25 protein-coding genes are annotated in these 22,955 nt (G+C 44.5%); 16 read left to right on the forward strand and 9 right to left on the reverse strand.

What is annotated here, in order from left to right; translation table 11 throughout:
• The first annotated feature begins 203 nt into the window (after nucleotides 1–203).
• The 3 genes from B3V51_RS04395 to coaE all read left to right on the forward strand — a co-directional run bounded on the left by B3V51_RS04395 (nucleotide 204) and on the right by coaE (nucleotide 3,128).
• A complete protein-coding gene (locus B3V51_RS04395) occupies nucleotides 204–1,427 on the forward strand; it encodes a type II secretion system F family protein (protein ID WP_286708044.1) in 1,224 nt (407 codons plus the stop codon).
• A gap of 7 nt (nucleotides 1,428–1,434) precedes the next feature.
• Nucleotides 1,435–2,337 carry a prepilin peptidase gene (locus tag B3V51_RS04400; RefSeq protein ID WP_093069694.1) on the forward strand — a complete coding sequence of 301 codons (903 nt, stop codon included), beginning with the start codon at nucleotides 1,435–1,437 and terminating at the stop codon, nucleotides 2,335–2,337.
• A 104-nt stretch (nucleotides 2,338–2,441) separates the two neighbouring features.
• The gene (coaE, locus tag B3V51_RS04405; protein ID WP_286708045.1) at nucleotides 2,442–3,128 is read left to right on the forward strand and encodes a dephospho-CoA kinase; all 687 of its coding nucleotides are present in this window, start codon (nucleotides 2,442–2,444) and stop codon (nucleotides 3,126–3,128) included.
• Here the strand turns inward: coaE and rlmB are convergent.
• Both rlmB and B3V51_RS04415 read right to left on the reverse strand, forming a co-directional pair.
• The gene (rlmB, locus tag B3V51_RS04410) at nucleotides 3,091–3,861 is read right to left on the reverse strand and encodes a 23S rRNA (guanosine(2251)-2'-O)-methyltransferase RlmB (RefSeq protein WP_093069689.1); all 771 of its coding nucleotides are present in this window, start codon (nucleotides 3,859–3,861) and stop codon (nucleotides 3,091–3,093) included. The genes coaE and rlmB overlap by 38 nt on opposite strands.
• A gap of 246 nt (nucleotides 3,862–4,107) precedes the next feature.
• Nucleotides 4,108–4,443 carry a pyrimidine/purine nucleoside phosphorylase gene (locus B3V51_RS04415; RefSeq protein WP_058023616.1) on the reverse strand — a complete coding sequence of 112 codons (336 nt, stop codon included), beginning with the start codon at nucleotides 4,441–4,443 and terminating at the stop codon, nucleotides 4,108–4,110.
• 719 nt (nucleotides 4,444–5,162) lie between these two features.
• Here B3V51_RS04415 and recN point away from each other — a divergent pair.
• The 7 genes from recN (at nucleotide 5,163) to B3V51_RS04450 (ending at nucleotide 10,518) form a co-directional block, all read left to right on the forward strand.
• Nucleotides 5,163–6,842, forward strand: a complete 1,680-nt coding sequence (recN, locus tag B3V51_RS04420; protein ID WP_093069687.1) for a DNA repair protein RecN — start codon at nucleotides 5,163–5,165, stop codon at nucleotides 6,840–6,842.
• Nucleotides 6,843–6,999: 157 nt separating this feature from the next.
• Complete coding sequence (locus tag B3V51_RS04425; RefSeq protein WP_093069684.1) at nucleotides 7,000–7,563, forward strand: YqgE/AlgH family protein; 564 nt, start codon at nucleotides 7,000–7,002, stop codon at nucleotides 7,561–7,563.
• Between the two features lie 45 nt (nucleotides 7,564–7,608).
• The gene (gene ruvX, locus B3V51_RS04430) at nucleotides 7,609–8,190 is read left to right on the forward strand and encodes a Holliday junction resolvase RuvX (RefSeq protein WP_379542904.1); all 582 of its coding nucleotides are present in this window, start codon (nucleotides 7,609–7,611) and stop codon (nucleotides 8,188–8,190) included.
• 86 nt (nucleotides 8,191–8,276) lie between these two features.
• Nucleotides 8,277–8,780, forward strand: a complete 504-nt coding sequence (locus B3V51_RS04435) for a hypothetical protein (protein ID WP_093069682.1) — start codon at nucleotides 8,277–8,279, stop codon at nucleotides 8,778–8,780.
• Between the two features lie 57 nt (nucleotides 8,781–8,837).
• Nucleotides 8,838–9,164: a sulfurtransferase TusA gene (tusA, locus tag B3V51_RS04440; RefSeq protein WP_093069679.1), complete on the forward strand. Its 327-nt coding sequence runs from the start codon at nucleotides 8,838–8,840 to the stop codon at nucleotides 9,162–9,164.
• A gap of 29 nt (nucleotides 9,165–9,193) precedes the next feature.
• The gene (gene xerD / locus B3V51_RS04445; protein WP_093069677.1) at nucleotides 9,194–10,132 is read left to right on the forward strand and encodes a site-specific tyrosine recombinase XerD; all 939 of its coding nucleotides are present in this window, start codon (nucleotides 9,194–9,196) and stop codon (nucleotides 10,130–10,132) included.
• 47 nt (nucleotides 10,133–10,179) lie between these two features.
• Nucleotides 10,180–10,518, forward strand: coding sequence for a DUF3817 domain-containing protein (locus tag B3V51_RS04450; protein WP_093069674.1), 339 nt, complete (start codon nucleotides 10,180–10,182; stop codon nucleotides 10,516–10,518).
• 1 nt (nucleotide 10,519) lies between these two features.
• On the opposite strand, the gene B3V51_RS04455 is transcribed toward B3V51_RS04450, so the two are convergent.
• Nucleotides 10,520–10,966, reverse strand: a complete 447-nt coding sequence (locus tag B3V51_RS04455; protein WP_093069671.1) for a PH domain-containing protein — start codon at nucleotides 10,964–10,966, stop codon at nucleotides 10,520–10,522.
• Nucleotides 10,967–11,196: 230 nt separating this feature from the next.
• Between B3V51_RS04455 and B3V51_RS04460 the strand changes: the two genes are divergently transcribed.
• Nucleotides 11,197–11,817, forward strand: coding sequence for a class I SAM-dependent methyltransferase (locus B3V51_RS04460; RefSeq protein ID WP_093069669.1), 621 nt, complete (start codon nucleotides 11,197–11,199; stop codon nucleotides 11,815–11,817).
• 90 nt (nucleotides 11,818–11,907) lie between these two features.
• Here the strand turns inward: B3V51_RS04460 and lptG are convergent, their stop codons facing one another.
• Both lptG and B3V51_RS04470 read right to left on the reverse strand, forming a co-directional pair.
• Nucleotides 11,908–13,116 (reverse strand): LPS export ABC transporter permease LptG, encoded by a 1,209-nt coding sequence (gene lptG / locus B3V51_RS04465; protein WP_093069667.1) that lies wholly within the window; start codon nucleotides 13,114–13,116, stop codon nucleotides 11,908–11,910.
• A complete protein-coding gene (locus B3V51_RS04470) occupies nucleotides 13,116–14,405 on the reverse strand; it encodes an LPS export ABC transporter permease LptF (RefSeq protein ID WP_093069847.1) in 1,290 nt (429 codons plus the stop codon). The genes lptG and B3V51_RS04470 overlap by 1 nt, the downstream gene beginning before the upstream one ends.
• Before the next feature lie 488 nt (nucleotides 14,406–14,893).
• Here B3V51_RS04470 and B3V51_RS04475 point away from each other — a divergent pair, with 488 nt between their 5' ends.
• From B3V51_RS04475 to sstT, 4 genes are all read left to right on the forward strand, one after another.
• Nucleotides 14,894–15,511 (forward strand): cysteine hydrolase family protein, encoded by a 618-nt coding sequence (locus B3V51_RS04475; RefSeq protein ID WP_093069664.1) that lies wholly within the window; start codon nucleotides 14,894–14,896, stop codon nucleotides 15,509–15,511.
• Between the two features lie 180 nt (nucleotides 15,512–15,691).
• A complete protein-coding gene (locus B3V51_RS04480; RefSeq protein WP_093069662.1) occupies nucleotides 15,692–17,350 on the forward strand; it encodes a leucyl aminopeptidase in 1,659 nt (552 codons plus the stop codon).
• A 75-nt stretch (nucleotides 17,351–17,425) separates the two neighbouring features.
• Entirely contained in the window at nucleotides 17,426–17,893 is a 468-nt protein-coding gene (locus B3V51_RS04485) for a DNA polymerase III subunit chi (RefSeq protein WP_093069659.1), read from the forward strand.
• 244 nt (nucleotides 17,894–18,137) lie between these two features.
• Nucleotides 18,138–19,340, forward strand: a complete 1,203-nt coding sequence (gene sstT / locus B3V51_RS04490; RefSeq protein ID WP_093069657.1) for a serine/threonine transporter SstT — start codon at nucleotides 18,138–18,140, stop codon at nucleotides 19,338–19,340.
• Nucleotides 19,341–19,417: 77 nt separating this feature from the next.
• On the opposite strand, the gene B3V51_RS04495 is transcribed toward sstT, so the two are convergent.
• The 4 genes from B3V51_RS04495 to B3V51_RS04510 all read right to left on the reverse strand — a co-directional run bounded on the left by B3V51_RS04495 (nucleotide 19,418) and on the right by B3V51_RS04510 (nucleotide 21,788).
• Nucleotides 19,418–19,741 (reverse strand): chaperone modulator CbpM, encoded by a 324-nt coding sequence (locus tag B3V51_RS04495; RefSeq protein ID WP_071002623.1) that lies wholly within the window; start codon nucleotides 19,739–19,741, stop codon nucleotides 19,418–19,420.
• Between the two features lie 93 nt (nucleotides 19,742–19,834).
• A complete protein-coding gene (locus tag B3V51_RS04500; protein WP_286708046.1) occupies nucleotides 19,835–20,851 on the reverse strand; it encodes a J domain-containing protein in 1,017 nt (338 codons plus the stop codon).
• 331 nt (nucleotides 20,852–21,182) lie between these two features.
• Nucleotides 21,183–21,476 (reverse strand): Bor family protein, encoded by a 294-nt coding sequence (locus B3V51_RS04505; RefSeq protein WP_071002625.1) that lies wholly within the window; start codon nucleotides 21,474–21,476, stop codon nucleotides 21,183–21,185.
• Nucleotides 21,477–21,488: 12 nt separating this feature from the next.
• On the reverse strand, nucleotides 21,489–21,788 hold the full coding sequence (locus tag B3V51_RS04510) for a Bor family protein (protein ID WP_058024719.1): 300 nt from the start codon (nucleotides 21,786–21,788) through the stop codon (nucleotides 21,489–21,491).
• A 781-nt stretch (nucleotides 21,789–22,569) separates the two neighbouring features.
• Between B3V51_RS04510 and B3V51_RS04515 the strand changes: the two genes are divergently transcribed.
• Nucleotides 22,570–22,932 (forward strand): septal ring lytic transglycosylase RlpA family protein, encoded by a 363-nt coding sequence (locus tag B3V51_RS04515; RefSeq protein WP_058024720.1) that lies wholly within the window; start codon nucleotides 22,570–22,572, stop codon nucleotides 22,930–22,932.
• The last annotated feature ends 23 nt before the right edge of the window (nucleotides 22,933–22,955 follow it).

Here is a 22,955-nt window from a genome sequence, read left to right on the forward strand (position 1 = left end):
AATGTTCAACACGCCCTAATCTTCTAGTATTTTTCTTTCTAAAGGCTCCTAACGTAGAAATACTATCTAATAGATATACTTAAAAATAAAACAGATAGGCACTGGTTTTTTGCGCTAAAATAAAGTATACCAGCCAACAATTTTGTCTGGTATTCTGCTTTATGTTTGCAATATCTATATTAGACAATCTCGAGGGTAGTAATATGGCAAAAGCTAAGACTGACATGCTGTTGGACTTTGTCTATGATGGCGTAAACCGGCGCGGGCAAAAGGTAAAAGGCGAAACCACTAGTCGTAGCTTAGAGTTAGCCAAAGCAACTTTACGCAAGCAAGGGATCACGGTTAAAGGTATCAAGAAGAAACCAAAACCGCTCTACACCTTCAAAAAACCAATTAAAGCCATTGATATTGCGATTTTTGCGCGACAATTGGCAACGATGATGAAAGCAGGTGTCCCGCTGACTCAATCTTTTGAAATTGTAGCAGATTCGCTTGATAATCCGAGTATGAAAGACTTGGTGCTACAAATCAAAGCTGACATCGAAGCAGGTGGCACCTTTGCTTCCGCCCTACGTAAACACCCTCGTTACTTTGATGATCTATTCTGCTCACTTGTCGAATCGGGTGAGCAATCGGGTGCGCTAGAGACCATGCTTGAACGTGTAGCGACTTACAAAGAAAAAAGCGAACTACTAAAAGCAAAGATTAAGAAAGCAATAAAATATCCGATTGCTGTCATCGTAGTTGCCATTATCGTTACTATGATTCTACTAATAAAAGTCGTGCCTGTATTTTCAGACCTATTTGAGTCATTTGGCGCAGAGCTACCTGCTTTTACTCAAATGGTAGTGGGTATGTCTGAGTGGATGAAAGCATGGTGGTTTATTTTAATTATTTTTATCGGTGGGGCTATTATCGGATTTTCAGAAGCCAAAAAACGCTCTAAAAAATTCCGTGACTTTTTAGACCGTGCGGTACTAAAAGCACCAATTTTTGGTAATATTGCTTATCAAGCAATTATTGCGCGCTTTGCTCGTACTCTATCTACCACTTTTGCCGCTGGTGTACCTCTCATTGATGCGCTAGATTCTACTGCTGGTGCGACCAACAATGTCGTGTTTTATAATGCCACTCAACAGATCAAAAATGACGTTTCTACTGGTCAGCAACTACAGTTCTCCATACGTTCAACCAATTTATTCCCAAGTCTCGTTATTCAAATGGTGGGTATCGGCGAAGAGTCTGGTAGCTTGGAAGAAATGCTAGATAAAGTCGCTGTCTACTACGAAAACGAAGTCGACAATGCCGTTGATGGTTTGACCAGCTTAATGGAACCTATGATCATGGCTGTACTGGGTGTATTAGTTGGTGGTCTGGTCATTGCGATGTACTTACCAATCTTCCAAATGGGCTCAGTCGTAGGATAATGGTTTAATGCAATTCATACAGTTACTACAAGAAAATATAGCTCTAGCCTTGGTCGTATTTGGTTTGTTAGGTCTTTGTGTTGGCAGTTTTTTAAATGTTGTGATTCATCGTATCCCACTTATGATGATTTACGGTTGGCGACAAGAATGTAGCCAATTTATGATCGAACAGGCAGATATGCCACGCGAGCATACGTTACCTATAGCGAATGTCGTGGCTACTGACCAACCCATTACTTTGAGTCGACCTGCCTCACGCTGCCCCCATTGCGCTCATAAGATCAGATGGTATGAAAACATACCCTTAATCAGCTGGCTGGCACTAAAAGGGCGCTGCTCAAACTGCAAAGCTGCGATTGGTTTGCGTTATCCTGTAGTTGAGTTAGTAACCGCTTTACTATCGGTGCTCGTGATCTACAAATTCGGTGTCAATGCAACTGGATTGTCAGCGCTCGTTTTAGTGTGGACACTAGTGGCTCTAACCGGTATTGATTTTGATACGCAGCTACTACCCGATCGCCTGACTTTTCCACTAGCAGGTCTAGGATTGGCCGTCAACTCACAAGGCTGGTTTGTCTCACCAACGCAGTCGATATGGGGTTTACTCTTCGGATTTTTATCACTCTGGATCGTCGTTAAAGTATTCTACTTAATCACTAAGAAACATGGGATGGGACAAGGTGATTTTAAATTACTAGCAGTATTAGGTGCTTGGCTCGGGCCCATGATGTTGCCATTAATTATTTTATTGTCATCCTTGCTTGGGTCGATCGTCGGAATAATCTTGATGAAAAAACAAGGTGAGAGCAGGCCTTTTGCCTTTGGTCCTTACATTGCTGTCGCAGGTATTGTTGCTTTATTATACGGCTCAGATATCGTCAGCTGGTATCTTGGTATGTATACTTACTAAGTCTTGATAGTAAGTTTTTTACCCTAATCTATAAGCATAATTACTGATAAGCAATTTCTTCATTAGTCACTGCTTTTACTACCTCTGTCAAATAAGCCATCATTATGTCAAATAAAGCCGCACAATCTTATTCGCGTCAACCACAGAATCTACAGACAAAAAACAAGACGCTCGTCGTTGGTTTAACAGGCGGGATCGGTAGTGGCAAATCCGCTGCTAGTGCTTGGTTTTCTGAGCAAGGGATCGATATTATCGATGCCGATGTGATCGCTCATGAGATCGTTACTAAAGGCAGCGATACTCTGCGCAAAATCCAAAAAAGATTCGGTGATTGGGTGTTAAATGGTGATGGGTCAATGGATAGGGCCGCTGTACGTACGCATGTATTTGCAAACCCTGAAGCGCTTATTGAGCTTGAGGCGATCACGCATCCAGCGATACGTGAGACAGCCAAAGCACAGTTAGAGTCTAGTACCTCAGCTTATGTGGTATTGTCCGCACCCCTACTCATTGAGGGAGCAGAAGCAGGTCTTGCCAATTTATGCCAACGTATCCTTGTAATGGATGCCACCGAAGACACGCAGCTTGCGCGTGCCAGTCAGCGTGATGATCAAAGTATTCAAAAAATCAAAGCCATTATGACCAACCAGCTCAGTCGTGAAGAGCGCAATCGTCATGCAGACGATATCATACTTAACGAGAGCGACCTTGCCTCTCTATACTTACAGCTAGAACCCCTACACCAAGAGTACCTTACGCTTGCCCAGCAGCTAAAGTTCGCTGGCGATTAACCTCATACAGTGCCATACCAGTAGCGACGCTTACGTTTAAGCTTTGTAGGTTGCCATGCTCGTTTCCTGACATCGGAATATAAACCAGCTCATCGCAGCTCTCCATTGTCAGGCGGCGCATCCCCTCTCCTTCTGACCCCATAATGATGGCTGTTTTGCCAGTCAGATCAGCGGCATGGATAGGCTTCGCATCGGCATTGAGCGCCGTACCAAACACAAATACTCCTGCGTTTTTGATGTGCGAAAGTGTACGTGCCAAATTGGTGACACTAATAATCGGCATCATCTCTGCGGCCCCAACCGATACTTTAGCGACTGTGGGCGTCAGGCTTGCTGCATGGTGCTTCGGACAAACCACGGCGTCCACACCCATTGCTACGGCTGTGCGCAAGCAAGCGCCAAAGTTATGTGCGTCTGTGATTTGATCTAGCACTAACAATAAGCACTGTTCGCGACCAATAATGGTATCAAGCAGACCTTCATCAGCAAAACCTAGCGGACGAGCATTGAGTACCACGCCTTGATGCTGCGGGCTACCACATAGCTGTGTCAGCTTATCTTTTTGGGTCGGCTGGATACTGATACCATTAGCTTCCGCCTCAGCCATAATGGCTTGTACATGGCTGTCACTCTCGCGTCCCTGTTGCACAAACAAGCTAAGACCATCCAAAGGGCGGTGTTTAAGTAACGCATCAATGGCATGAATGCCGTAAAAGTAAATGGGTTTTGCCATAACAGGCCTATTAAGTATTAGGTGGATATCGCGCTAAGCGATGGAATAAGAAGAATGTCATTGGCATTGAGCACTGCAACTCGTTGGCAATGAGGGAGCGATTAAGTCAGCACTAAAAACAGAAATAAACAATACCAATCTGATATTGTTTATTGTTTGGTCATTAATATTTGATGGCGTTAGCTGTTCACTGATGATACTAGCTTAATTGCAGCCAATATTAACTTAATCGCATTGTTGATAATATCAACCTTCTAAATGGCAGACATACTGGACGATTTCTTCGGTACGTAGATTGAAACCGCTATTGCCTTCGACAACAAACGATTGACCAGCACGGTAGTAGCTAAACTCGTCATCACCATTAATTTTCACTTCACACTCGCCGCCGGTGATTTCGATACGCTCGGATGTATTGGTGCTAAAGTGATAATGCTCAACCAAGTTATCACAAGGTAAGATCACACCCAAGGTTTTGTGACGACCGTCTTCAAACATAATGGTATGGCTGGAACAGCGACCATCATAAGATACTGTCGCTTGGGCATTAACTGTTACGTTAGTAAATTGCGCCGCTGTCATAGTGGCTTCCTTATCAAATAATTATGGTAAAACTAAAAAATAAGTAACTGGTTACCGCTAGAGCCGCGTCATCAACACACCTCTCTGCACTGAGTGCGGTATCCTTCTCTACTAGATATCTGCGTGCTAAGAGTAGCCACAGGTTCTATGAAAACGCTTTGGAATAATGACTGATTGGCATACTCTTCTCACTATACGCCTGTAATTTTACAAAATCATGACTCGTTATCATGCACCGTATGTCATCAATATAACAAGAAGAGTTTATCATTATGTGAGATTATGCTACCACATTATCTCTATAAAGTTTGTTAAAGCGACTAGGAAAATACTATTTGATGCTGGGCTCAAATGGGCTTATTTATCTGCTTTTATGCCATTAACACATCATTATACTGAGTCTATTTTTATGAATTTTGTCCGAAATCGCGCTTAGTATATAGACATAATTTTGCTATAATCAACCCTCTTAATGATTGATATTACAGCGATTACTCATTGCCAGTTTTTGATAATTTTGTGGTAATCTTCCAATCACAAATTCGATTATACACTCCCTTAATGTTTGTATTTGAGCACATTTAGCACCATACTGTTTGCCTACAATATTTATCTATTTAGTGTCGTTAAATAGATAAATTCATTGCTTTATTTATCTTATTTTATAGATGGCTTCTTAAGATTTATATGAAGTTCATTGTCTGTCATGAGAGGCGTTGATGCTAGTATCATTAACTTTACATCAGTTTGCGTTGATCGCTCAGCATGAGCTGAGTGTCGCTGAAGGCTTCAATGTCATCACTGGTGAAACAGGGGCTGGCAAGTCGTTATTGCTGGATGCACTATCCTTGTGTGTAGGTGCACGCGCAGACATCGCGATGGTCAGACATGGCGCAGACAACGCAGACATTTATGCTCAGTTTGATGTACACAACAACAGCGTCATTGCCGAATGGTTTGCCAAGAATGATCGGGCGCTAGACGAGCCTGAAGTACTTATTCGGCGGCAGCTGAGCAATACTGGTCGCTCAAAAGCATGGTTGAATGGTTCGCCTGCCAGTTTGGCTGAGCTAAAAAGCTTGGGCGCATTACTGGTCAATATTCATAGCCAACATGCTCAGCAAGCCTTACTCAAGCCGCAGTTTGTGGTGAATTGGCTCGATGAGATGGCACAAATAACGCCACTCACGCGTCAGACAGCCAGTAGCTATCAGCAGTATCAGCAGCTAAAGCGTCGCGCTGATGATATTGCAAGTCGCGAGGCTCAGCGTCAAGACCGTATTCAACTTTTACAAAGCCAACTGGCAGACATCACCCCTCTATTGGCTGTGGACTATGCAGAAGTTGAATCTGAGCACGAGGAGCTCTCTAATATTGAGGCCTTAATGCAAGAGGCCAGCCATGGCTTGCATCTGCTCGACAACGATACCGATGAGCCAGATGTAATGACCTTGCTCGGGCAAGTAATCAAACTTTGCGATCATCAAGTTGGTGTCAGCCAAACCTTTGAGCAAGCCTCTGAGCAGCTGCATTTGGCGCAGCAACAAATCACCGAGGTGACGGCGCTACTGTCAGATTATGCCGAGCAGCAACTACCTGACCCTGAACGCTTACAAGCATTAGACAATCTCATCAGTTTAAGTCATCGCTTATCACGTAAGTACAACTTGCCAGCGAGCGATTTGATTGATGAAGCAAAAGCTTGGCAAAAGCAATTAGAGCAGTTAGAAAACGAGCCGAGCAGTGATGCGATGGCCGCGCAAATTGAGCAAGCTTGGCAGGATTATCTAGCACTGGCCACACAGCTAAATCAAGAGCGTACAAAAGCGGCACCAACCATTAGTAAACAGCTTATAGAACAACTACAACCGCTTGCCTTACCCAATGCGCGCTGCGAGTTCGTTTTTACCAAAAAGACAGAGCCTAGCCAGTACAATGCACATGGCTGCTACGATATTGATTTATTGTTCAGTGCCAATGTCGGTATGCCCATGCAGCCACTGCATAAAATCGCCTCAGGTGGTGAGCTGTCACGAATGGCGCTGGTCATGCAAGTCTTGCAAGCAACCAACGCTGATAACAAAGCTGCCAAACCCATGCTCGTATTCGATGAAGTCGATGTCGGTATCAGCGGCGGTACGGCGCAGGTGGTCGGCGAGCTACTACGCGCGCTTGGGCAAACGCAGCAATTGCTCGCGATCACTCACCAAGCACAAGTCGCGGCGCAAGCGCACCAACATATCTTGGTACAAAAGCACCATCAAGAACAGACCGAAAGTGAGCTGATAATACTGACAGACAGCGCGCAGGTAGATGAGCTGGCGCGTATGTCTGGTGGCGTTACGATCACCGATGTGACTCGTGATCATGCTCGTAGCTTGCTGTCTGATGTCAAATGACACATTAATTGTCGTTAAATCATCCAGCACGATTCATCAAAAAAGTACTTGTTAAATCTTTGTGGCTATCAATAGCAATTGGCGCGAATCTTGCTTTTCTATTGGTTATCACCATATAGTGGTCTTTCACCCTTATTATTCGGTTGCGTTTGTTTCTATGTCTAAAACCAATTTGACTCACCACTTCTTAATTGCGGCGCCAGAGCTGTCAGACCCAAGGTTTGAGCAGGCGCTCATCTATATCTGCCGCCATGATAAGCATGGTGCGCTAGGTCTGATGGTCAATCGCCCATTAGAGCAAGCACGAGTGGGCAAGCTTCTAGAAGATTTAGATATTGAAGTGACCAATCCGCAAGTGATGGAAGATGTGGCTTTAGAAGGTGGCCCTATGTATCCTGAGGTCGGCTTTGTGCTGCATACAGGTCAGCCTGAATGGGCGTCCTCTTTTGCGATTTCAGAGAATGTCTGCATCACCACCAGCCAAGATATTCTAAAGCGTATCGCGGCAGGTCAAGGCGTCGGTCACTATCAACTGTGCTTGGGTCATGCCAGCTGGGGCAAAAAACAGTTAGACCAAGAACTGGGTAATGGTGATTGGCTCGTCTGCCCTGCCGATCTGACTTTATTGTTTGATACGCCGTTCGAAGAGCGCTGGCAAATCGCCGCTGACAAAATCGGCGTCAACTTTGACTATCTTAGCAGTGACATCGGACATGCTTAATAGCACATGCTCTATGAATACAGATAAAAAAGGATAGCCTTTAATATGGTAGATAGCCCTTTTATAGCAAATGATGAAGATACCATTGATGATGACATTGACACTAATGGCAAGGTTAGTGGCAATATGAGTGACATTGAGATTGATGCCATTGAACCAAAGATCAAACCGCATCTTATTTTGGCGCTAGATTATGGTGTCAAGAAAATGGGCATGGCACTCGGTAATAGCTTGACCCAAACCGCACGCGCTTTTGACATCTTGGCGATGAATAATGGTCAGCCCGACTGGGACAACCTCATCGGTATTATCAAAGTCTGGGGCGTGGCACAGGTGGTGGTCGGCCTGCCACTTAATATGGATGGTAGCAGCTCCATGCTCTCAAAACGCGCACATAAATTTGCGCGGCGTCTGGCTCATAGAATTATGGAGCAGCATCTGCCAGTGACCGTATCATTATGTGATGAGCGTTTAACCTCTATCGAAGCAAGAGAAATCGCATGGGACAACGGCTGGATCCAAAACGAGCGCGACCCGATTGATGATATCTCTGCGTGTATTTTGATGTCGACGTATTTTGCCGATCCAAATAGCAGCTTGGCTATCGACGCGGTCAAAGCAGACTAATTAGGCAAGATAGGTAGAAGACACTGTTATTTCTGTCGCACCATTTTGCTACATCGTACCTATTCACAGATAAATGACTGATTACTATGACCACTGCCCTAGACCAAGACTTGCATACTAAGTCGCAACATGGTTTTGCCCCGCTTGCTATCGCTCGTATCAAGGGCGCACAGCGAGCCAACCAGCTGGCGATTTATCTGATTTATGCGGCCATTTTTGCTTTTGTGGTCTTTGGTACCATCGCTAGTATCAAGGCCTTTCATGACAGTCAGCTGCTTTATCAACTGTTTTACAATCTGCCCTACGCATTGGTTGCGTTGACCATCCCCATTACGCTTTATGATGCTTTTGTGGTTTATCGTTATCGCTTAAACCAACCCTCGATGATTGCCATGAGTATTGGCGTATCGTCCATCATTTTGCTTGGCGGCTTATTATTTGCTGATACAGCATGGCTGGGATTATCCTGCTGGGTGGGTGTGGCATTTTTATTCAAAGTCAGTTTTAAGCGCTTTTTTAACTTCTTAGACGTGGCAAACACTGACAAAGAGGCAGCAGCCGTAGACGATCTAGACAGTACACCTCAGTAAGCGATTAAACAAACGATCCATTCTTTAACCTACCTACTTAGTTTTACGATAATGACTATGACTACTTCTATACCAGATACGACCATCGACCATCACCTAGACACGCAGGGGCTGATCTGTCCTGAGCCTGTGATGATGCTGCACCGAGTCATCCGAAAAGCAGATAGCGGTGAGGTGATTGAGATACTGGCCACTGACCCTGCTACCACCCGCGACATTCCAAATTTCTGTCGTCATCTGGGTCATGAGCTGATGACTCAAGAAACATTGGCAGAAAATATCAGCCTAGATACTGACCCTGATGAAATCACTGTTGATGGCGATGACACCACGCCAGCAAGCGCCACGCTCTATCGCTATGTGGTGAAGAAAAAAAGTGGTTAACTTATATCTGACCTATATCCGAGCATCCTATGAGTCGTGACCGCGCCGTACAGCAAAGGCAACCCAAAGCGCTGGCAGTCGATGATGAGCCGTCTTATATGACGGAGTTTCGTCAAGCCATGCTAGCACGTGGTTTGGCGACGCGTACCCGTAATGCTTATGTGCGCGACTTGCGTTCTTGTGAGTTGACCAACCCACTCGCCCTGACCCGCTGGCAGCCTGATGATGTGCTGCACTGCCTTTCACTGCTTGCCCAAGATGGTAAAACCCCACGCACCCAAGCGCGTATGCTCTCAAGTCTGCGTCAGTTCTATTTATGGATGATAGCGAGCAATCTGCGCGAAGACAATCCCTGCGAGCGTATCAAAAGCCCAAAGCTTGGACGTCCGTTGCCAAAGGATTTGGCCGAGGCTGATGTCGATAATCTCCTTGCCGCACCTGATACCAGTACGGCGCTTGGACTGCGTGACAAAGCGATGCTAGAAGTGCTCTATGCCTGCGGTTTGCGCGTCAGTGAGCTGATTAATCTGTCACTTGAGCAAGTGAACCTAAACGCAGGCTGGCTACAAATCACAGGTAAAGGCAATAAAACCCGACTGGTGCCACTCGGTGAATACGCAGCGGACGCACTGGAAGATTATCTGTCTCATGGGCGCAGCGATCTGATTGCCCATCTAAAATCTGGTAACTGCCAAGCGGTATTTCTGACCGCGCAAGGCGGCTATATGACGCGGCAAAACTTTTGGTATCTTATCAAGCGTTACGCCAAAGTAGCCAGTATCGACAAAGAACTCTCACCGCATACGCTGCGCCATGCCTTTGCCACTCATTTGCTCAATCATGGCGCCGACTTGCGCAGCGTACAGCTATTGCTTGGACACAGTGACTTGTCCACGACGCAAATCTATACCCATGTGGCGACAGCAAGATTGCAGCAGCTACATACCGCGCACCATCCACGTGGTTAGCGCGAGCGCTTAATTTATATATTGACTCATCAGCAAAGGACCATACTGTGCCGCAAGCTCAGCCATCATCCAAGCCCACTCTCACCAAAGCGCAAGCATTTGCGTTAAAAAAATTGACCATTATGGGTTATTTGGAAGGCACGTCTTTTTTGCTGCTGCTAGGTATCGCCATGCCACTCAAATATATGCTGAATATGCCTGAAATGGTGGGCTACGTCGGGCCTGTGCATGGAGTGTTGTTCATCGCCTATATTGTGGTGCTCTTTATCACGGCACATAAAATCAAAATGCCGCTGTGGGCGCTCCCTGCTGGTGTGCTTGGTTCATTTTTGCCCTTTGGTCCATTTGTGTTTGATCATGTGTTAAAGAAACGGTTGAGTAAGTAGTCTAGAAATTATATTTTTTCTCTATCACTATTTTGGGATTACGTGCTTGTATCTCTTGATAAAAGCGCGGCTTGTCTTTTGGCGATATCAATATTTCTTTGTTTCGATATTCTATTTTAAGTCTATCCAATGATAGTGCTGGTGCAGACGTCATGCTTCGAGTTGGCGTAATATATGTGATATCTGCCAGTTCAATGGTTTGAGTAGACAGACCACTATCCACATATAGCTGGCTATCGGTTAGGGTGTATTTAGTACCAAAAAAAGGCATAAGCATCAGTGCTGCAAAAGGCAGTAGGATAATCATTAGCAGTATGTTTCGCATACGTGAATTACTTTTGCCCCAGCGCCATTCCCATAATGGAATGAGGATAAGTGATAAACTACCGACCCATAAAATCAACGCGATCCAGAAGTCGACTTTAGATACAAATATAATGTCTGCCATACATACTACTTCAGAGCTATCAGGTTAAAGTTGAGTGTAAGCCTCTCACCTAATCTTGCCAATATCTTTTTTTCTATGTATTTTCTACATGCTAAATTTGGCAACCATAATGATTCCCGTAATACGATGCTGCAAACCTGCCCTTTTCTCGCTACAATACTCGTCATACGATGCGCACTGTCTAATTAGACAACGCACCCCCTTTTACCTATCTATTATCCGAGAATCCTATGAGCCACCCACTAAATCATAAGCCACCTGCTGACCTGCTAAAAAATGCCCAACATTGGCGCGAAGACATTAACTTTCGCCAAGACGTGCTGGGTAAGCCGTTTGATTTTGCAACCACGTGGGGTATTTTTTCACCGCAAAAGCTCGATGACGGTAGCCTGATGCTGCTTGATTATGTGGATTTCCAAAACGATGATGATTCAATCGATTTGGGCTGTGGCTATGGCGTACTTGGTATGACAGCCGCGCGTGAATGTCCAAATGGTCAGCATACCTTGATTGATAAAGACTTTATGGCAGTAGAATATGCTCGCCGTAACTGCGAAAAAAATGGTCTAAAAAACGTCGATGTGCATTTATCAAATGGCTTTAATCATGTGGCAGCGGACAAAGACTTTAGCCTTGTGATGTCGAACTTGCCCGCCAAAGTTGGCAAAGAGCAACACTATCTGTACTTCCTTGATGCCTATGCACGCATGCGTCAAGGTGGCCGTTTTTATGTCGTGACCATCAATGGCTTGCGCCAGTTTATGAAGCGCTCGTTTACCGAAGTGTTCGGCAATAGCGAAAAGATCAAACAAGGCAAAACCTATACGATTACTATGGCGACCAAAGTTTAGTCTTCAGCATCCAACCATAAAAGATCGTCATAAAAAAGCACGCTAAAATAGATCTAGCGTGCTTTTTGTCTTGTATGACCAACTGTCTTTCTACATCTGGCGTTTTATCAAATAACCACCCAATAGCGCACTGCCTATTATCGGTAACAACACCATCAGCATGGGCGAAAATCCTGTAGCAAGCGATATAAATCCGACCAAATCCTGAATATAGCTAAAGAGCAAGCCAAACAGCAAAGCCACCACGATGCGCAAGCCCAAACTGTGCGTCCGTAGCGAGCCAAAGACGAATGAGCAAGCAACAATGACCAGTGACAATATTGATAAAGGTGATAATAGCTTTTGCCAAAACGCCACTTCATGATCCAAGGAGCGCTTGCCCTGCCCTCGCATAAACTGACGATGCTCGTATAGTTGCGTCAGAGACAAATCCTCTGCCTTGCGCGTCAGTAGATACACAGACTCTGGAGCGAATGGTAAGCTGAGCGTATCTGATGGTGAAACGGCTTGGCTACTCTCAAAGCCCTGATTAATGCTAAGCTCGACCATATCGTTCAGCTGCCATTCGTAGCGATACTGCTCGCTTGGCTTGTCACTGGTCACATCGATAGGCTCACGCCCCGTATATTTTCCGCCATTAGCATGTACAGCGGTTTGCAGATTACCGTTGTTATCTAAATGCCAACGTTTTACCTCGCCGATATTACCCTGAACATCGGCATAATCGATATATAAAATATCACTGCCATCAGGTGTGGCGCTGCCATCTTGTGCATTTTCAAAGCGTGGCTGCACCGTCCAATAGCCGCGCACCGAAGTGACTAGCGATGTGTTGTCCTCATCGTTTATTTGCTTTGCCAATTGATTGGAATGCGGTAGCACGAACTGATTAATCGCCAATGCCAGTAGCACAAAAATGAAGGCAGGTTGTAACACCCAGCCGACGATACGATAGATGCTGACCCCAGCCGCACGCATGACGACCAGCTCACTTTTATTAGCAAGTAAGCCCAATCCTATGACGGCACCGAGTAGCGCACCCGTTGGGATGAATTGCTCTAAGAAATAGGGTGATCGATAAAAGATATATTTAAGTGCCTGCCCCATCGTATAACGGTCATCTAACGAATCGAGCTCTGATAGATAAGAGAATACCAGCTGTAACGCCCATAAACCAACGACGGCCGCGATAATAGCAAGTAAGGCGTTGAGTTTGACATAACGGCTGAGGACTTTTAAATTGGCAGGTTTTTTGGCCAGCTGACCAGCCCCTGCAGACTTAGCAAATAAAGAGCGCATTAAGACTGCCCTCCTTGTGAGCTATTGTGTTGATTGTCCAGACTGCTGATAGGCGCGGCGACGGCTAATCTATTTTCTTGTTTACGAAAGCGCAATCGATGTTGCACACGGCTGCCCCAATTCAAATAAAGCGCTAGTGCCATAAAGCCTAATACCAGCCATGCATATGCCCATACGCTAATACTGCCTTTGCTCACTGCGTTCTTAAGCGAGATGATGCCTAGCGCACAGCTGACAAATAATAAGATAGAAGGAAATAGACGCAGCCAACGCCCTTGACGTGGACGCACTTGCGCAAGCGGTACAGCCAGCATCGGTGCGATAATCATCAGCCACGGCAGTGCCAGACGGTAGCCAAGCTCACCTTGAGCAGCACGCAGCGCGTTATTTGTACTGGTTTGTGCATCACCCGTTGCCGCTTGCCATAGAGGTCCAATTGCTTGGGTTTCAATATTGTCTTCAGTAATGACCTCTTGCGAGGATTCAGTAAGCGTGATGCGATAACGGTCAAAGGCGACTTGATTGTATTTCAAGCTGCCTGCACCCACCTCATAGCGACGACCTTGAAATAGATCCAACTGGGTCACACCACTATTGCCAGTATTGACCTGTTCAGCACGCTTGGCGAGCGTGATGGTATCTTTACTGATGTTTTTTGCATCTCTATTTATAATATCTTTTGGCATATCAGAGATGCCCATTTGATCAGCGGTTTCTTGATCAATCGTATTATTCATATCAGCGCTTTTGCCAGCATTACCCTTTGGCGTCGGTTCAGATTGGATCAATATCACATCTTGTAGTTTTTTCTTATCATCGCTGAGACTACCCACGTATAGATGGTAGTTATCGCTGCTTATAAACTCATTTGGGCTAATCAGATCGAACGCACTGGTCAATGCTTGCTGCTGCCATACCGCCTCAGATGAGCGTACGCCCCATGGTTTGCCTACGATAGATAGCGCCGCCTCACCAACAAACAACGCTAATATCAATGGTGTCATCAGGCGAGCCAGCCTACCGCGAGACACCCCACTGGCATTGATGACAGCCATTTCTTGATCGACATATAAACGACCAAACACCAGCATCAACGCGATAAAAAAGGCCAGCGGTAATATCAATTCTAGAAAATACGGCAGGTTGTACCCGATGATCGTAAACAGCAGGCCAATATCCAAACGTCCTTCAGCAGCAATGCCAAAATAACGTATCAAACGACCGCCAAGCATCATTACTACCAAAAACCCCAGCACCAAAGCAGTGGTCGAGGCAACTTGTCGAGTCATATAGCGGCGTAATATCACAATGGGTACTCTTAAACAGTTGGTATGCGCATGATGGATTGGGGGATCTATCGTCATATTTGAGCACAATAACAATGCATCATAGGCATCGTATACGTTCAAATAATACTGACAATTACTGAGTGACTGATTAGTCCTACTCAACAAACACAAGCGACAAATATAACCGCTAATCCTAGCATGTTTTGCCTAAAAATGGCTGTGAAATGTGTTTGCAAACATTACGTACACTTTACTGATAGCACATTACTATCGGTAGACGATAAACATATCAAATATTGGATAAATCGTTAATGAAATCTTATATGGAATTGGTTTAACAGGGTTTTCTCCAATACGTTTTTTATTTATTTAGTTTGGAAAGGTTTGTTTGTCATTCGTATCATCGAATCTCTATCTCTGTTATTAATTGCTAAACTGACTGACGGATAAAAATATTTTTATGTCATCTAATGTAATGGAGAATACCAATGACTAATACCACATCTACGCCCGCAACCCTACTTGAACTCGCTGGTGGTCAGTTCGATACACTTGATTGGTCAAATTGCGCCCTCGTACTTATCGATTATCAAAACGAATACGTCGATGGTGCCATGCCATTAGGTCAAGCAGGCGCTAAGGCCATCGACAACGCACGACTATTGCTGGATAAAGCCCGCAAGCAAGATGTCCCTATCTTTCACATCACCCATCATGGTGCAGAAAATGGTAATGTCTTTGATCCTTTATCATCTAACGTCGAGATCGTCGAAGAGCTACAGCCGCAAGATGGCGAAACCGTGATTGCCAAAAACCATCCCAATGCGTTTTATGATACGCAGCTACAATCACTACTCTCGTCTGCAAACAAACAACAAATTATTTTTGCAGGTTTCATGAGCCACATGTGCGTAAGTTCCAGTGTGAGAGCTGCCTTTGATCTGGGTTTTGACAATTTTGTCTGTCACGACGCCTGTGCCACTCGCGATCTCCCAAGTGCTACTAGAAAAACCATCAGTGCTGAGGTCATGCATGACACCGCGATGGCAGCGCTACAAGACAGGTTTAGTGCGTTAGTAACGACTGATGAGTTGGTGAAAGGTTAGCGTGAATCCCTAACCACTGATCAAGTAAAACGGTTCCGACATTTTACCTAAACGGTGCAAACTGCGCACCATCATCGCAATATGCTACACTATCGTGATTGCTCTACAAGCCAAATAATCCAATAATCTAACAGGCACCAGCAATTGCATCATTTTCATAACTCTAATAAGGATAACTATATGAATATCAAATTATCTCAGCACCTGCCAAAGACGCATACGCAAAAAATCCTCAAAAAAGAAGCCAAAAGTAAAGACGACGCTTGTCTGGTGGTCTTGGTCGATGATAAGAAAAACATCCTTGCCAACTCCATGCTGACAGATTATACCGCTCGTATTGAGCAATTGATTGAAGTCTCTCATTTTAAGGGCACAGCCTGTGAGACCGTTGCTGATTATGCATTGGCAGGGGATAAAAAAACCACCAAACAAAACCCTGTACAGCTATTGTTGGTTGGTGTCGGTAACACGGACAAATTCAGCAATACCGTACTGCAAAAAATTGCCAAGACCATCTATAGCAGCACGCAAAAGCGTGTATCGTCTATTACCGTTGCCTTAGGTGATGCGCTAGAAGAAAGCCATTTTGGTCAATTTGCCCTAAACCTATTGGCAGCCAGCTATCGCTTTGACAAATATAAATCTGAGCAAACAACGCCTGTATTGACTGATATTTATCTGTTAGCTGATAACTCACTAAAGCCTGCACTCGCATTTGCTGAGGCAGTATTCGCCGGTCAAAGCCTCACTCGTGACGTTGCCAATGAGCCAGGTAATATTTGCTTCCCTGCATATATGGCAGAGCAAGCACAAGAACTTGCAAAAACCTATCCTGACCTATTGACTGTCAAGGTACTCGGTGAAGACGAGATGTCAGCGCTGGGTATGAACTGTTTCTTATCAGTGGCTCAAGGCTCTACCAAAGAAGGTCAGCTTGTCATCATGGAGTACCGCGGTAAATCCTCATTTAGTGCAAACGCTGGCACCACCGAGCAAACGATTAGCAACGCGAAAGTGACTGGTCTAAAAAAAGCGCTCACTGATAAACTACCAACCAAAAAATCCGCTAAGAAAGCCGGCAAAGCTAGCGACAATAATGCACAAGCTACAAATGATGATGCGCCTATCGTCTTGGTCGGTAAAGGCGTGACCTTTGATTCAGGCGGTATCTCAATCAAGCCAGGCGCGGCAATGGATGAGATGAAGTTTGACATGGGTGGTTCAGCCTCAGTACTTGGTACTATCAAAGCTTTATGTGAAGCACGTCTACCAATCAACGTGGTCGGTGCGCTCGCCTGTGCTGAAAACATGCCATCAGGGGATGCCACGCGCCCAGGCGATATTGTCAAAGCCATGAATGGTAAATCTGTTGAAATTCTGAACACCGATGCCGAAGGTCGCTTGGTACTGGCTGATACTTTATGCTATGTACAGCGCTATAATCCAAAAGCCATCATCGATGTCGCCACATTGACGGGTGCTTGTGTGGTTGCATTGGGCCATGTGCGTTCGGCAGTCTTTAGTAACGATGAAGATGTATTGTTTGATCTCGAGAATGCGAGCAACTTATCAGGTGATCTTATCTGGCACATGCCACTTGATGATGAGTATCAAGCACTGATTGACTCGCCAATTGCTGATATCCAAAACATCGGTGGTAAAGGTGCGGGCGCAGTGACTGCCGCTTGCTTCTTGTCTCGCTTCATTGAAGAAGGTCAGGCATGGGCGCATTTAGACATTGCTGGTACCGCATGGAACTCAGGCAAAGACAAAGCCGCGACTGGCCGTCCAGTACCGCTATTTATGCAGTACCTGAAAAACAGCGCGGATATGGCTTAATCGATCAATGGCAGTGCATTAACGACCGTCTATTGATAAATGCTATTTTATCAAATACTTTATGAAAACCATTCTATGAAGATCAGTTTTTATGTATTAAGTGAGAGTAAAGCCCAAGATTTCTTGGGCTTTATTTGTCAGCTGACTCAGACAGCACTGAACAAAAGCACGCAGTCTTTATTGATTTTGATCGAAGATGAAACGTTGCTAGCAGAGCTAGATAGAGCACTTTGGGCACAAGAGGCCACGAGCTTTATACCGCATCAATGCCTGTCGGATATTCATTCTAAAGCCGCTGACTCTGACGCCGACAAATCTTTAGCGCCCGTATTGCTCGGCAGTTATATGCCAGCAGACTTTAATGGTATCGTGCTCAACACAACAACGCGCCCTATCAATGATTTTATGGCAGCGACCAATAACGCCAAGCCCTCTCGCGTCCTTGAGCTGATCCGACCTGATGCTACCAGTACCCAAGAAGGTCGCCACAAATATAAAGCCTATCAGCAATTAGGCTATGAGTTGACCCACTTTAGGGTATAGCGCTGCCGTTTATTTCTCTCTTTACCTTATCACTACTTTTAACACGCCCTAAGCATTTTTGCTCATTTGCCTTCGTCTATACTTGCTCCACATTTGAGCACACTCGTTATATTTTACCTGTTACTTTATACGTCGCCTCCACTGCTATGAGTGGTATGCGAATATGCCAAAAAATGCTACCATCCCTCGATAAATTTTTGCTCAAACAATTCATTTACTTTTGACAGATGTCGAGGATGTACAAATGCGTTCATTGATTGCGATGTATCAGCGTATTGGGCTGGTGCCGCTCATTATTATTAGTTTGGTGTTGGGGGTGCTGATCGGTTGGCTAGCACCAAGTATCGGTATCGCCATAGGGCTACTTGGTACGCTATTTGTCGGCGCGCTCAAAGCCGTAGCGCCTATACTGGTGTTCATTTTGGTCATGGCGGCGATTAGCCAACATCGCAGTGGCAATGAAGTCTATGTCAAGCCTGTGCTCATCATGTATATGTTTGGCACTTTTTTGGCTGCCTTAACTGCCGTTGGTGCCAGCTTTTTGTTCCCCACTGATCTGGTATTGGTCAACGCCGATATCGCGCAAGTTCCCCCCGCTGACCTAAAAGAAGTATTGACCAACCTATTGATGAATTTGGTTGCCAATCCGGTCAATGCCATTGCAGAAGCCAATTATATCGGTATCTTGGCATGGGCCATCATCATTGGTTTTGCGCTACGCCAAGCCAGCGACACGGCCCGCAATGTCGTTGGTGACTTTGCTGATGCCATCTCGCAAGTGGTCAAGTGGATTATTGCCCTAGCGCCTTTTGGTATTTTGGGTCTGGTTGCCAGTACGGTCGCTGAAACAGGCTTTGCCTCGCTAGCAGGCTATGCCCGTATTTTGATGGTACTTATCAGCTGTATGCTGTTTATCGCTTTGGTCGCAAACCCTATTATCGTGTTTGTTAAGACGGGCAAAAACCCTTATCCACTTGTGTTCAGATGTCTACGCGAATCAGGAATTACAGCCTTCTTTACGCGCAGTTCGGCTGCCAATATTCCTGTGAATATGAACCTAGCGCGTAAGCTTGGATTGCACGAAGATACTTACTCAGTGACCATCCCGCTAGGAGCAACTATCAACATGGCGGGTGCGGCGATTACCATCAACGTGTTAACCCTTGCTGCCGCTCACACCTTGGGCATTGAGGTGTCTTTTGCTTCAGCGCTTCTATTGAGTTTGGTGGCGACGATTAGTGCTTGCGGTGCTTCTGGTGTTGCTGGTGGTTCGTTGCTGCTGATTCCTTTGGCAGCGAGCTTATTTAGCATACCGAACGACATCGCCATGCAAGTGGTTGCCATTGGGTTTATCATCGGTGTGATTCAAGACTCGGCAGAGACGGCTCTGAACTCGTCAACTGATGTATTATTTACCGCAGCAGCTGATCCTACTTATTCACGTTAATTTTTAGCAAAGCATTTTCTGTCGATAAAAAAAGGCCTAATAAAGGCCTTTTTTTATGCGGTGTTTTTAGGTCTTAACTACTTTATACTGTCGATCTCAACCTCTATGATAGGCGTTTGGCGCTCAGACTGACGTTTGAATTGACGCAGCTGCTCAACCTCATCTAACAGCTCAAGTATCAACCCAATGGCAGGCACGCTGGCATCAAAATCACGGCTGAGTCGTGAGGCACGGCGCACGGTTGTCAGCTGATAGCCAGTGAATTGCTCACGTTCTGGCACATCGTATTCAATAATACTTTCTTCAATCAATTCGATGACCCATTGGCGCTCTTGGCCACAAGCAGAGACAAGCTCATCTAAGCTCATAATGATATCGGTAAATTCAGGCGAGTGTTTCATAGCTATTATCCTCGTTTTCTCTTTATTTCATCCTTGGTGCATTCATCTCTATGGCTAACTATAATGATGAATGTCGACCATCAAGCGCATGGATTAACGGTTGATAGTGGTGTCGGCAAAGGCTTGCTTGAGCTGCTCATAAGCCTGTCTTGCCGCATCGCTACTGACATCAGGGTTAATGATATTTAAGGTCAAGTATAAATCGCCCGCTTGCTTGGCAGGGATACCTTTGCCCTTTAGACGCAGATTGCTACCTGATTTACTGTTTTTGGGTATGGTCACACCAAGCGTGCCAGCTGGCGTGCTGACATTAATTTTTTCACCCAATGCGGCTTCCCATGGTGCGATATTGACAGTCTGGTAAACGTCTGCACCTTCGATACGGATATTGTCATCATGGCGGATTTTTACTTTTAAGAACAAATCACCATTTTTACCATTACTACTGCCAGCAGCACCTTGCCCGCTCAAACGAATTTGCTTGCCATCAGTAATGCCTTTTGGAATTTTAATTTTGAGCGTTTTGTTGTCGTAGCTCACCTCGCCATTAGGCTGACGCACAGGAACGTTTAACTTGATGCTGTAATCGCCCCCTTGATAGACCGAAGACAGATCGACCGTAATCTCGGCATGCTGATCCTGACCTTTACTATCTTGCGTCCCAAAACCGCCACCGAAAGGGTCAAACCCTTGGCTTTGAGAGCGACCACTGGCTGAACCACGCGCCCCGCGACCAAACGCTGAAAAAATATCATCGAAACGAAAGCCGCCATCGCCAAATGCTTCGCCATCGCCGAACTGGCCTTTGATATCCTCCCAGCGAAAACCGCCTTGCGACGCTCCCGCCTGACCGCCAAAACCACCAAACCCGCCTGCACCACCTTGTCCAGCGAACGGGTTGTCCAACATCGCATCGTATTCGGCACGTTTGTCTTTATCTCTAATGGTTTCATAAGCGTTATTAATCTCAGCAATCTTACTATCCGCGTCTGGATCATCACTGACATCAGGATGGAATTGACGCACAAGCTTACGGTATTTTTTTTTGATCTCGGCGTCTGTGGCGTCTTTCTTGACCCCTAAAATGTCATAGTAATTTTTTTCTGCCATGTTATTTTCCTCAACATAAAAACATATCAGTCATACCGAAATGCCAACTGTAGAATGGATCATATCGATCAATATTAGTGTTCGGTATAGTCATTTTTTATAGTCCATACTTTATGATAGCAATAATCAAAATAAACACCGTTATAAAAATATTACCAGTAATCTTACCCATTCATTGCAGCATCTCTGTCATCACTGATGACCAATACTCACCACAAAAAAAAGAGCAAACAATGACTGTTTGCTCTTTTTTTAACGGCTCTAAGATACAGCGCTCAACATCGATCAATTAATGGTCAAAATAAATGATGTGAGGTATTGATAGCGTCTCTTATCGACAGAAAACTTTAGCCGTACGAGGGGTATAAATGCCAAAAGTGACCAAACCTAGTGCGATGTCTTTGGCTTCTTGTACTGTTTGAACTTTGGCAACATTTTGTGCGCCGCCGCATACTTCAGCAGCGTTTACAGTCTGTTCTTGCCCAATACCGCCAATAAAGAAGGTCTGTGACTTAGTATATTCTGGAGTGGTATTTTGAGTTGGTTGAATAAGACCTGTTTGGGTTGCACAACCTGATACCAATAATACTGAACCCATCACTGCCATTGTTAGTAGTTTTTTCATATTCATTATTCCTTACTTGCAGTAAACACGGACTTGGCGTGGGGTATAGATACCTGAAGATATAAAACCTAGCGCAATATTGATAAAGTTGCTTTGCGTTTGGATACTAGCCACATTCTCTTTGCCTTGGCAAACTTCGGCCGCATCAATGTCTTGTTCTTGACCCAAACCGCTGACAAAGAAAGTCTGCATTTTATCAGCATCAGCCTTTGTAGCGGCTGTCGGTGCAGTCGATGAAGACACAAGATAGTTTTGCGTCGCACATCCTGATGTCAAAACAGCGAGCAATGCCACAGCAACAACTTTTTTCATACGTGACTCCATTAGTTAATATTTGTTGGGTCGAAAACTCTAATCTTAAAGTCTCTTTTATGCAACTTTTTTGTAATAAAACTTATAGAAATATATCTCTATAGTAAATATTGCTCTAGATGACTTCCTAGAATGCTTTATATCACTGACTTTTATTGATGTAACGAAAATTGAAAAATATAAGATAAAGACAAAAATAAAGCCGCCTAATGATTACTAAAAGTGATGAGACCGACTTTTTTACTCAATGATTGTTGTTTATATTACTAAAATATTCCAACCGCTGTTTTTTTAACAGCCATGAACCACCATGTTTTTCTTAACGACTCGCCATACGATATGACCAGTTTTCTCAAACAGCCTAAAGCAATCAATAATTTTGGTTTTTTTTACAGTTTAGTAATAAAATAGAAAGCTTTTATTACAATAAAACAGACTGTTTTCGGTAGGCTTTTCGCGGTCAAAACTTACTATATCGATAGTATTCGTATTTATATATCAATTATTTGCATTTTGTTATTTACTTTCTGGTCTCTTGTTGACTTCTTAATAAGAATTATTCTCTATAAGTCTATGCTCGGTACTCATTCTTCCATTATTTTTAGTCAAAAATGATATTTTTCCCTTAAAAAACAAGCATTTGACCTCGTGAGTTTTTTACACGGCTGTAATAGTTTGACAATCTATATCTTGTAAAATCCCCTCCTTATTCATACTCATAGGGGTATGACAACATAGGCAAGCATCGCTGTCTATTTCATAAATTGCTTATAGGTCATGAATGTCATATTTAATTAAGTCTTTGGTTGTCACGTTATCACTATTACTGAGTACCACAGTTTTTGCGGCCAATACCAGTTATTACGGCAGCAAGTTTCATGGTAAACGCACTGCAAGTGGTAGTATCTTTAACATGAACTCACTAACCGCTGCCCATCGCACGTTACCGTTTGGCACAAAAGTTCAAGTGACCAACCAAAAAACAAAAAAAAGTGTCGTGGTCAAAATCACAGACCGAGGCCCCTATATTCGAGGCCGTATTCTTGATTTATCGAAAGCTGCTGCTAGTCAAATCGATTGCCAGCTTTGTACGACCACAATGAAAGTACTGTCCTACGGTGATGGTAAATACCGTAAAGAATAATGTTGCAAAAAACGATGTAAAAA

The organism is Psychrobacter sp. UBA2514, from assembly GCF_002341255.1.
Taxonomy (GTDB): Bacteria; Pseudomonadota; Gammaproteobacteria; order Pseudomonadales; family Moraxellaceae; genus Psychrobacter; species Psychrobacter pacificensis.

Bases quoted from the DNA above. Each gene is read 5' to 3' on its own strand.
- B3V51_RS04395 (WP_286708044.1), top strand. From the start codon at position 204: ATGGCAAAAGCTAAGACTGACATGCTGTTGGACTTTGTCTATGATGGC.
- B3V51_RS04400 (WP_093069694.1), top strand. From the start codon at position 1,435: ATGCAATTCATACAGTTACTACAAGAAAATATAGCTCTAGCCTTGGTC.
- coaE (WP_286708045.1), top strand. From the start codon at position 2,442: ATGTCAAATAAAGCCGCACAATCTTATTCGCGTCAACCACAGAATCTA.
- rlmB (WP_093069689.1), bottom strand. From the start codon at position 3,861: ATGGCAAAACCCATTTACTTTTACGGCATTCATGCCATTGATGCGTTA.
- B3V51_RS04415 (WP_058023616.1), bottom strand. From the start codon at position 4,443: ATGACAGCGGCGCAATTTACTAACGTAACAGTTAATGCCCAAGCGACA.
- recN (WP_093069687.1), top strand. From the start codon at position 5,163: ATGCTAGTATCATTAACTTTACATCAGTTTGCGTTGATCGCTCAGCAT.
- B3V51_RS04425 (WP_093069684.1), top strand. From the start codon at position 7,000: ATGTCTAAAACCAATTTGACTCACCACTTCTTAATTGCGGCGCCAGAG.
- ruvX (WP_379542904.1), top strand. From the start codon at position 7,609: ATGGTAGATAGCCCTTTTATAGCAAATGATGAAGATACCATTGATGAT.
- B3V51_RS04435 (WP_093069682.1), top strand. From the start codon at position 8,277: ATGACCACTGCCCTAGACCAAGACTTGCATACTAAGTCGCAACATGGT.
- tusA (WP_093069679.1), top strand. From the start codon at position 8,838: ATGACTACTTCTATACCAGATACGACCATCGACCATCACCTAGACACG.
- xerD (WP_093069677.1), top strand. From the start codon at position 9,194: ATGAGTCGTGACCGCGCCGTACAGCAAAGGCAACCCAAAGCGCTGGCA.
- B3V51_RS04455 (WP_093069671.1), bottom strand. From the start codon at position 10,966: ATGGCAGACATTATATTTGTATCTAAAGTCGACTTCTGGATCGCGTTG.
- B3V51_RS04460 (WP_093069669.1), top strand. From the start codon at position 11,197: ATGAGCCACCCACTAAATCATAAGCCACCTGCTGACCTGCTAAAAAAT.
- lptG (WP_093069667.1), bottom strand. From the start codon at position 13,116: ATGCGCTCTTTATTTGCTAAGTCTGCAGGGGCTGGTCAGCTGGCCAAA.
- B3V51_RS04470 (WP_093069847.1), bottom strand. From the start codon at position 14,405: ATGACTCGACAAGTTGCCTCGACCACTGCTTTGGTGCTGGGGTTTTTG.
- B3V51_RS04475 (WP_093069664.1), top strand. From the start codon at position 14,894: ATGACTAATACCACATCTACGCCCGCAACCCTACTTGAACTCGCTGGT.
- B3V51_RS04480 (WP_093069662.1), top strand. From the start codon at position 15,692: ATGAATATCAAATTATCTCAGCACCTGCCAAAGACGCATACGCAAAAA.
- B3V51_RS04485 (WP_093069659.1), top strand. From the start codon at position 17,426: ATGAAGATCAGTTTTTATGTATTAAGTGAGAGTAAAGCCCAAGATTTC.
- sstT (WP_093069657.1), top strand. From the start codon at position 18,138: ATGCGTTCATTGATTGCGATGTATCAGCGTATTGGGCTGGTGCCGCTC.
- B3V51_RS04495 (WP_071002623.1), bottom strand. From the start codon at position 19,741: ATGAAACACTCGCCTGAATTTACCGATATCATTATGAGCTTAGATGAG.
- B3V51_RS04500 (WP_286708046.1), bottom strand. From the start codon at position 20,851: ATGGCAGAAAAAAATTACTATGACATTTTAGGGGTCAAGAAAGACGCC.
- B3V51_RS04505 (WP_071002625.1), bottom strand. From the start codon at position 21,476: ATGAAAAAACTACTAACAATGGCAGTGATGGGTTCAGTATTATTGGTA.
- B3V51_RS04510 (WP_058024719.1), bottom strand. From the start codon at position 21,788: ATGAAAAAAGTTGTTGCTGTGGCATTGCTCGCTGTTTTGACATCAGGA.
- B3V51_RS04515 (WP_058024720.1), top strand. From the start codon at position 22,570: ATGTCATATTTAATTAAGTCTTTGGTTGTCACGTTATCACTATTACTG.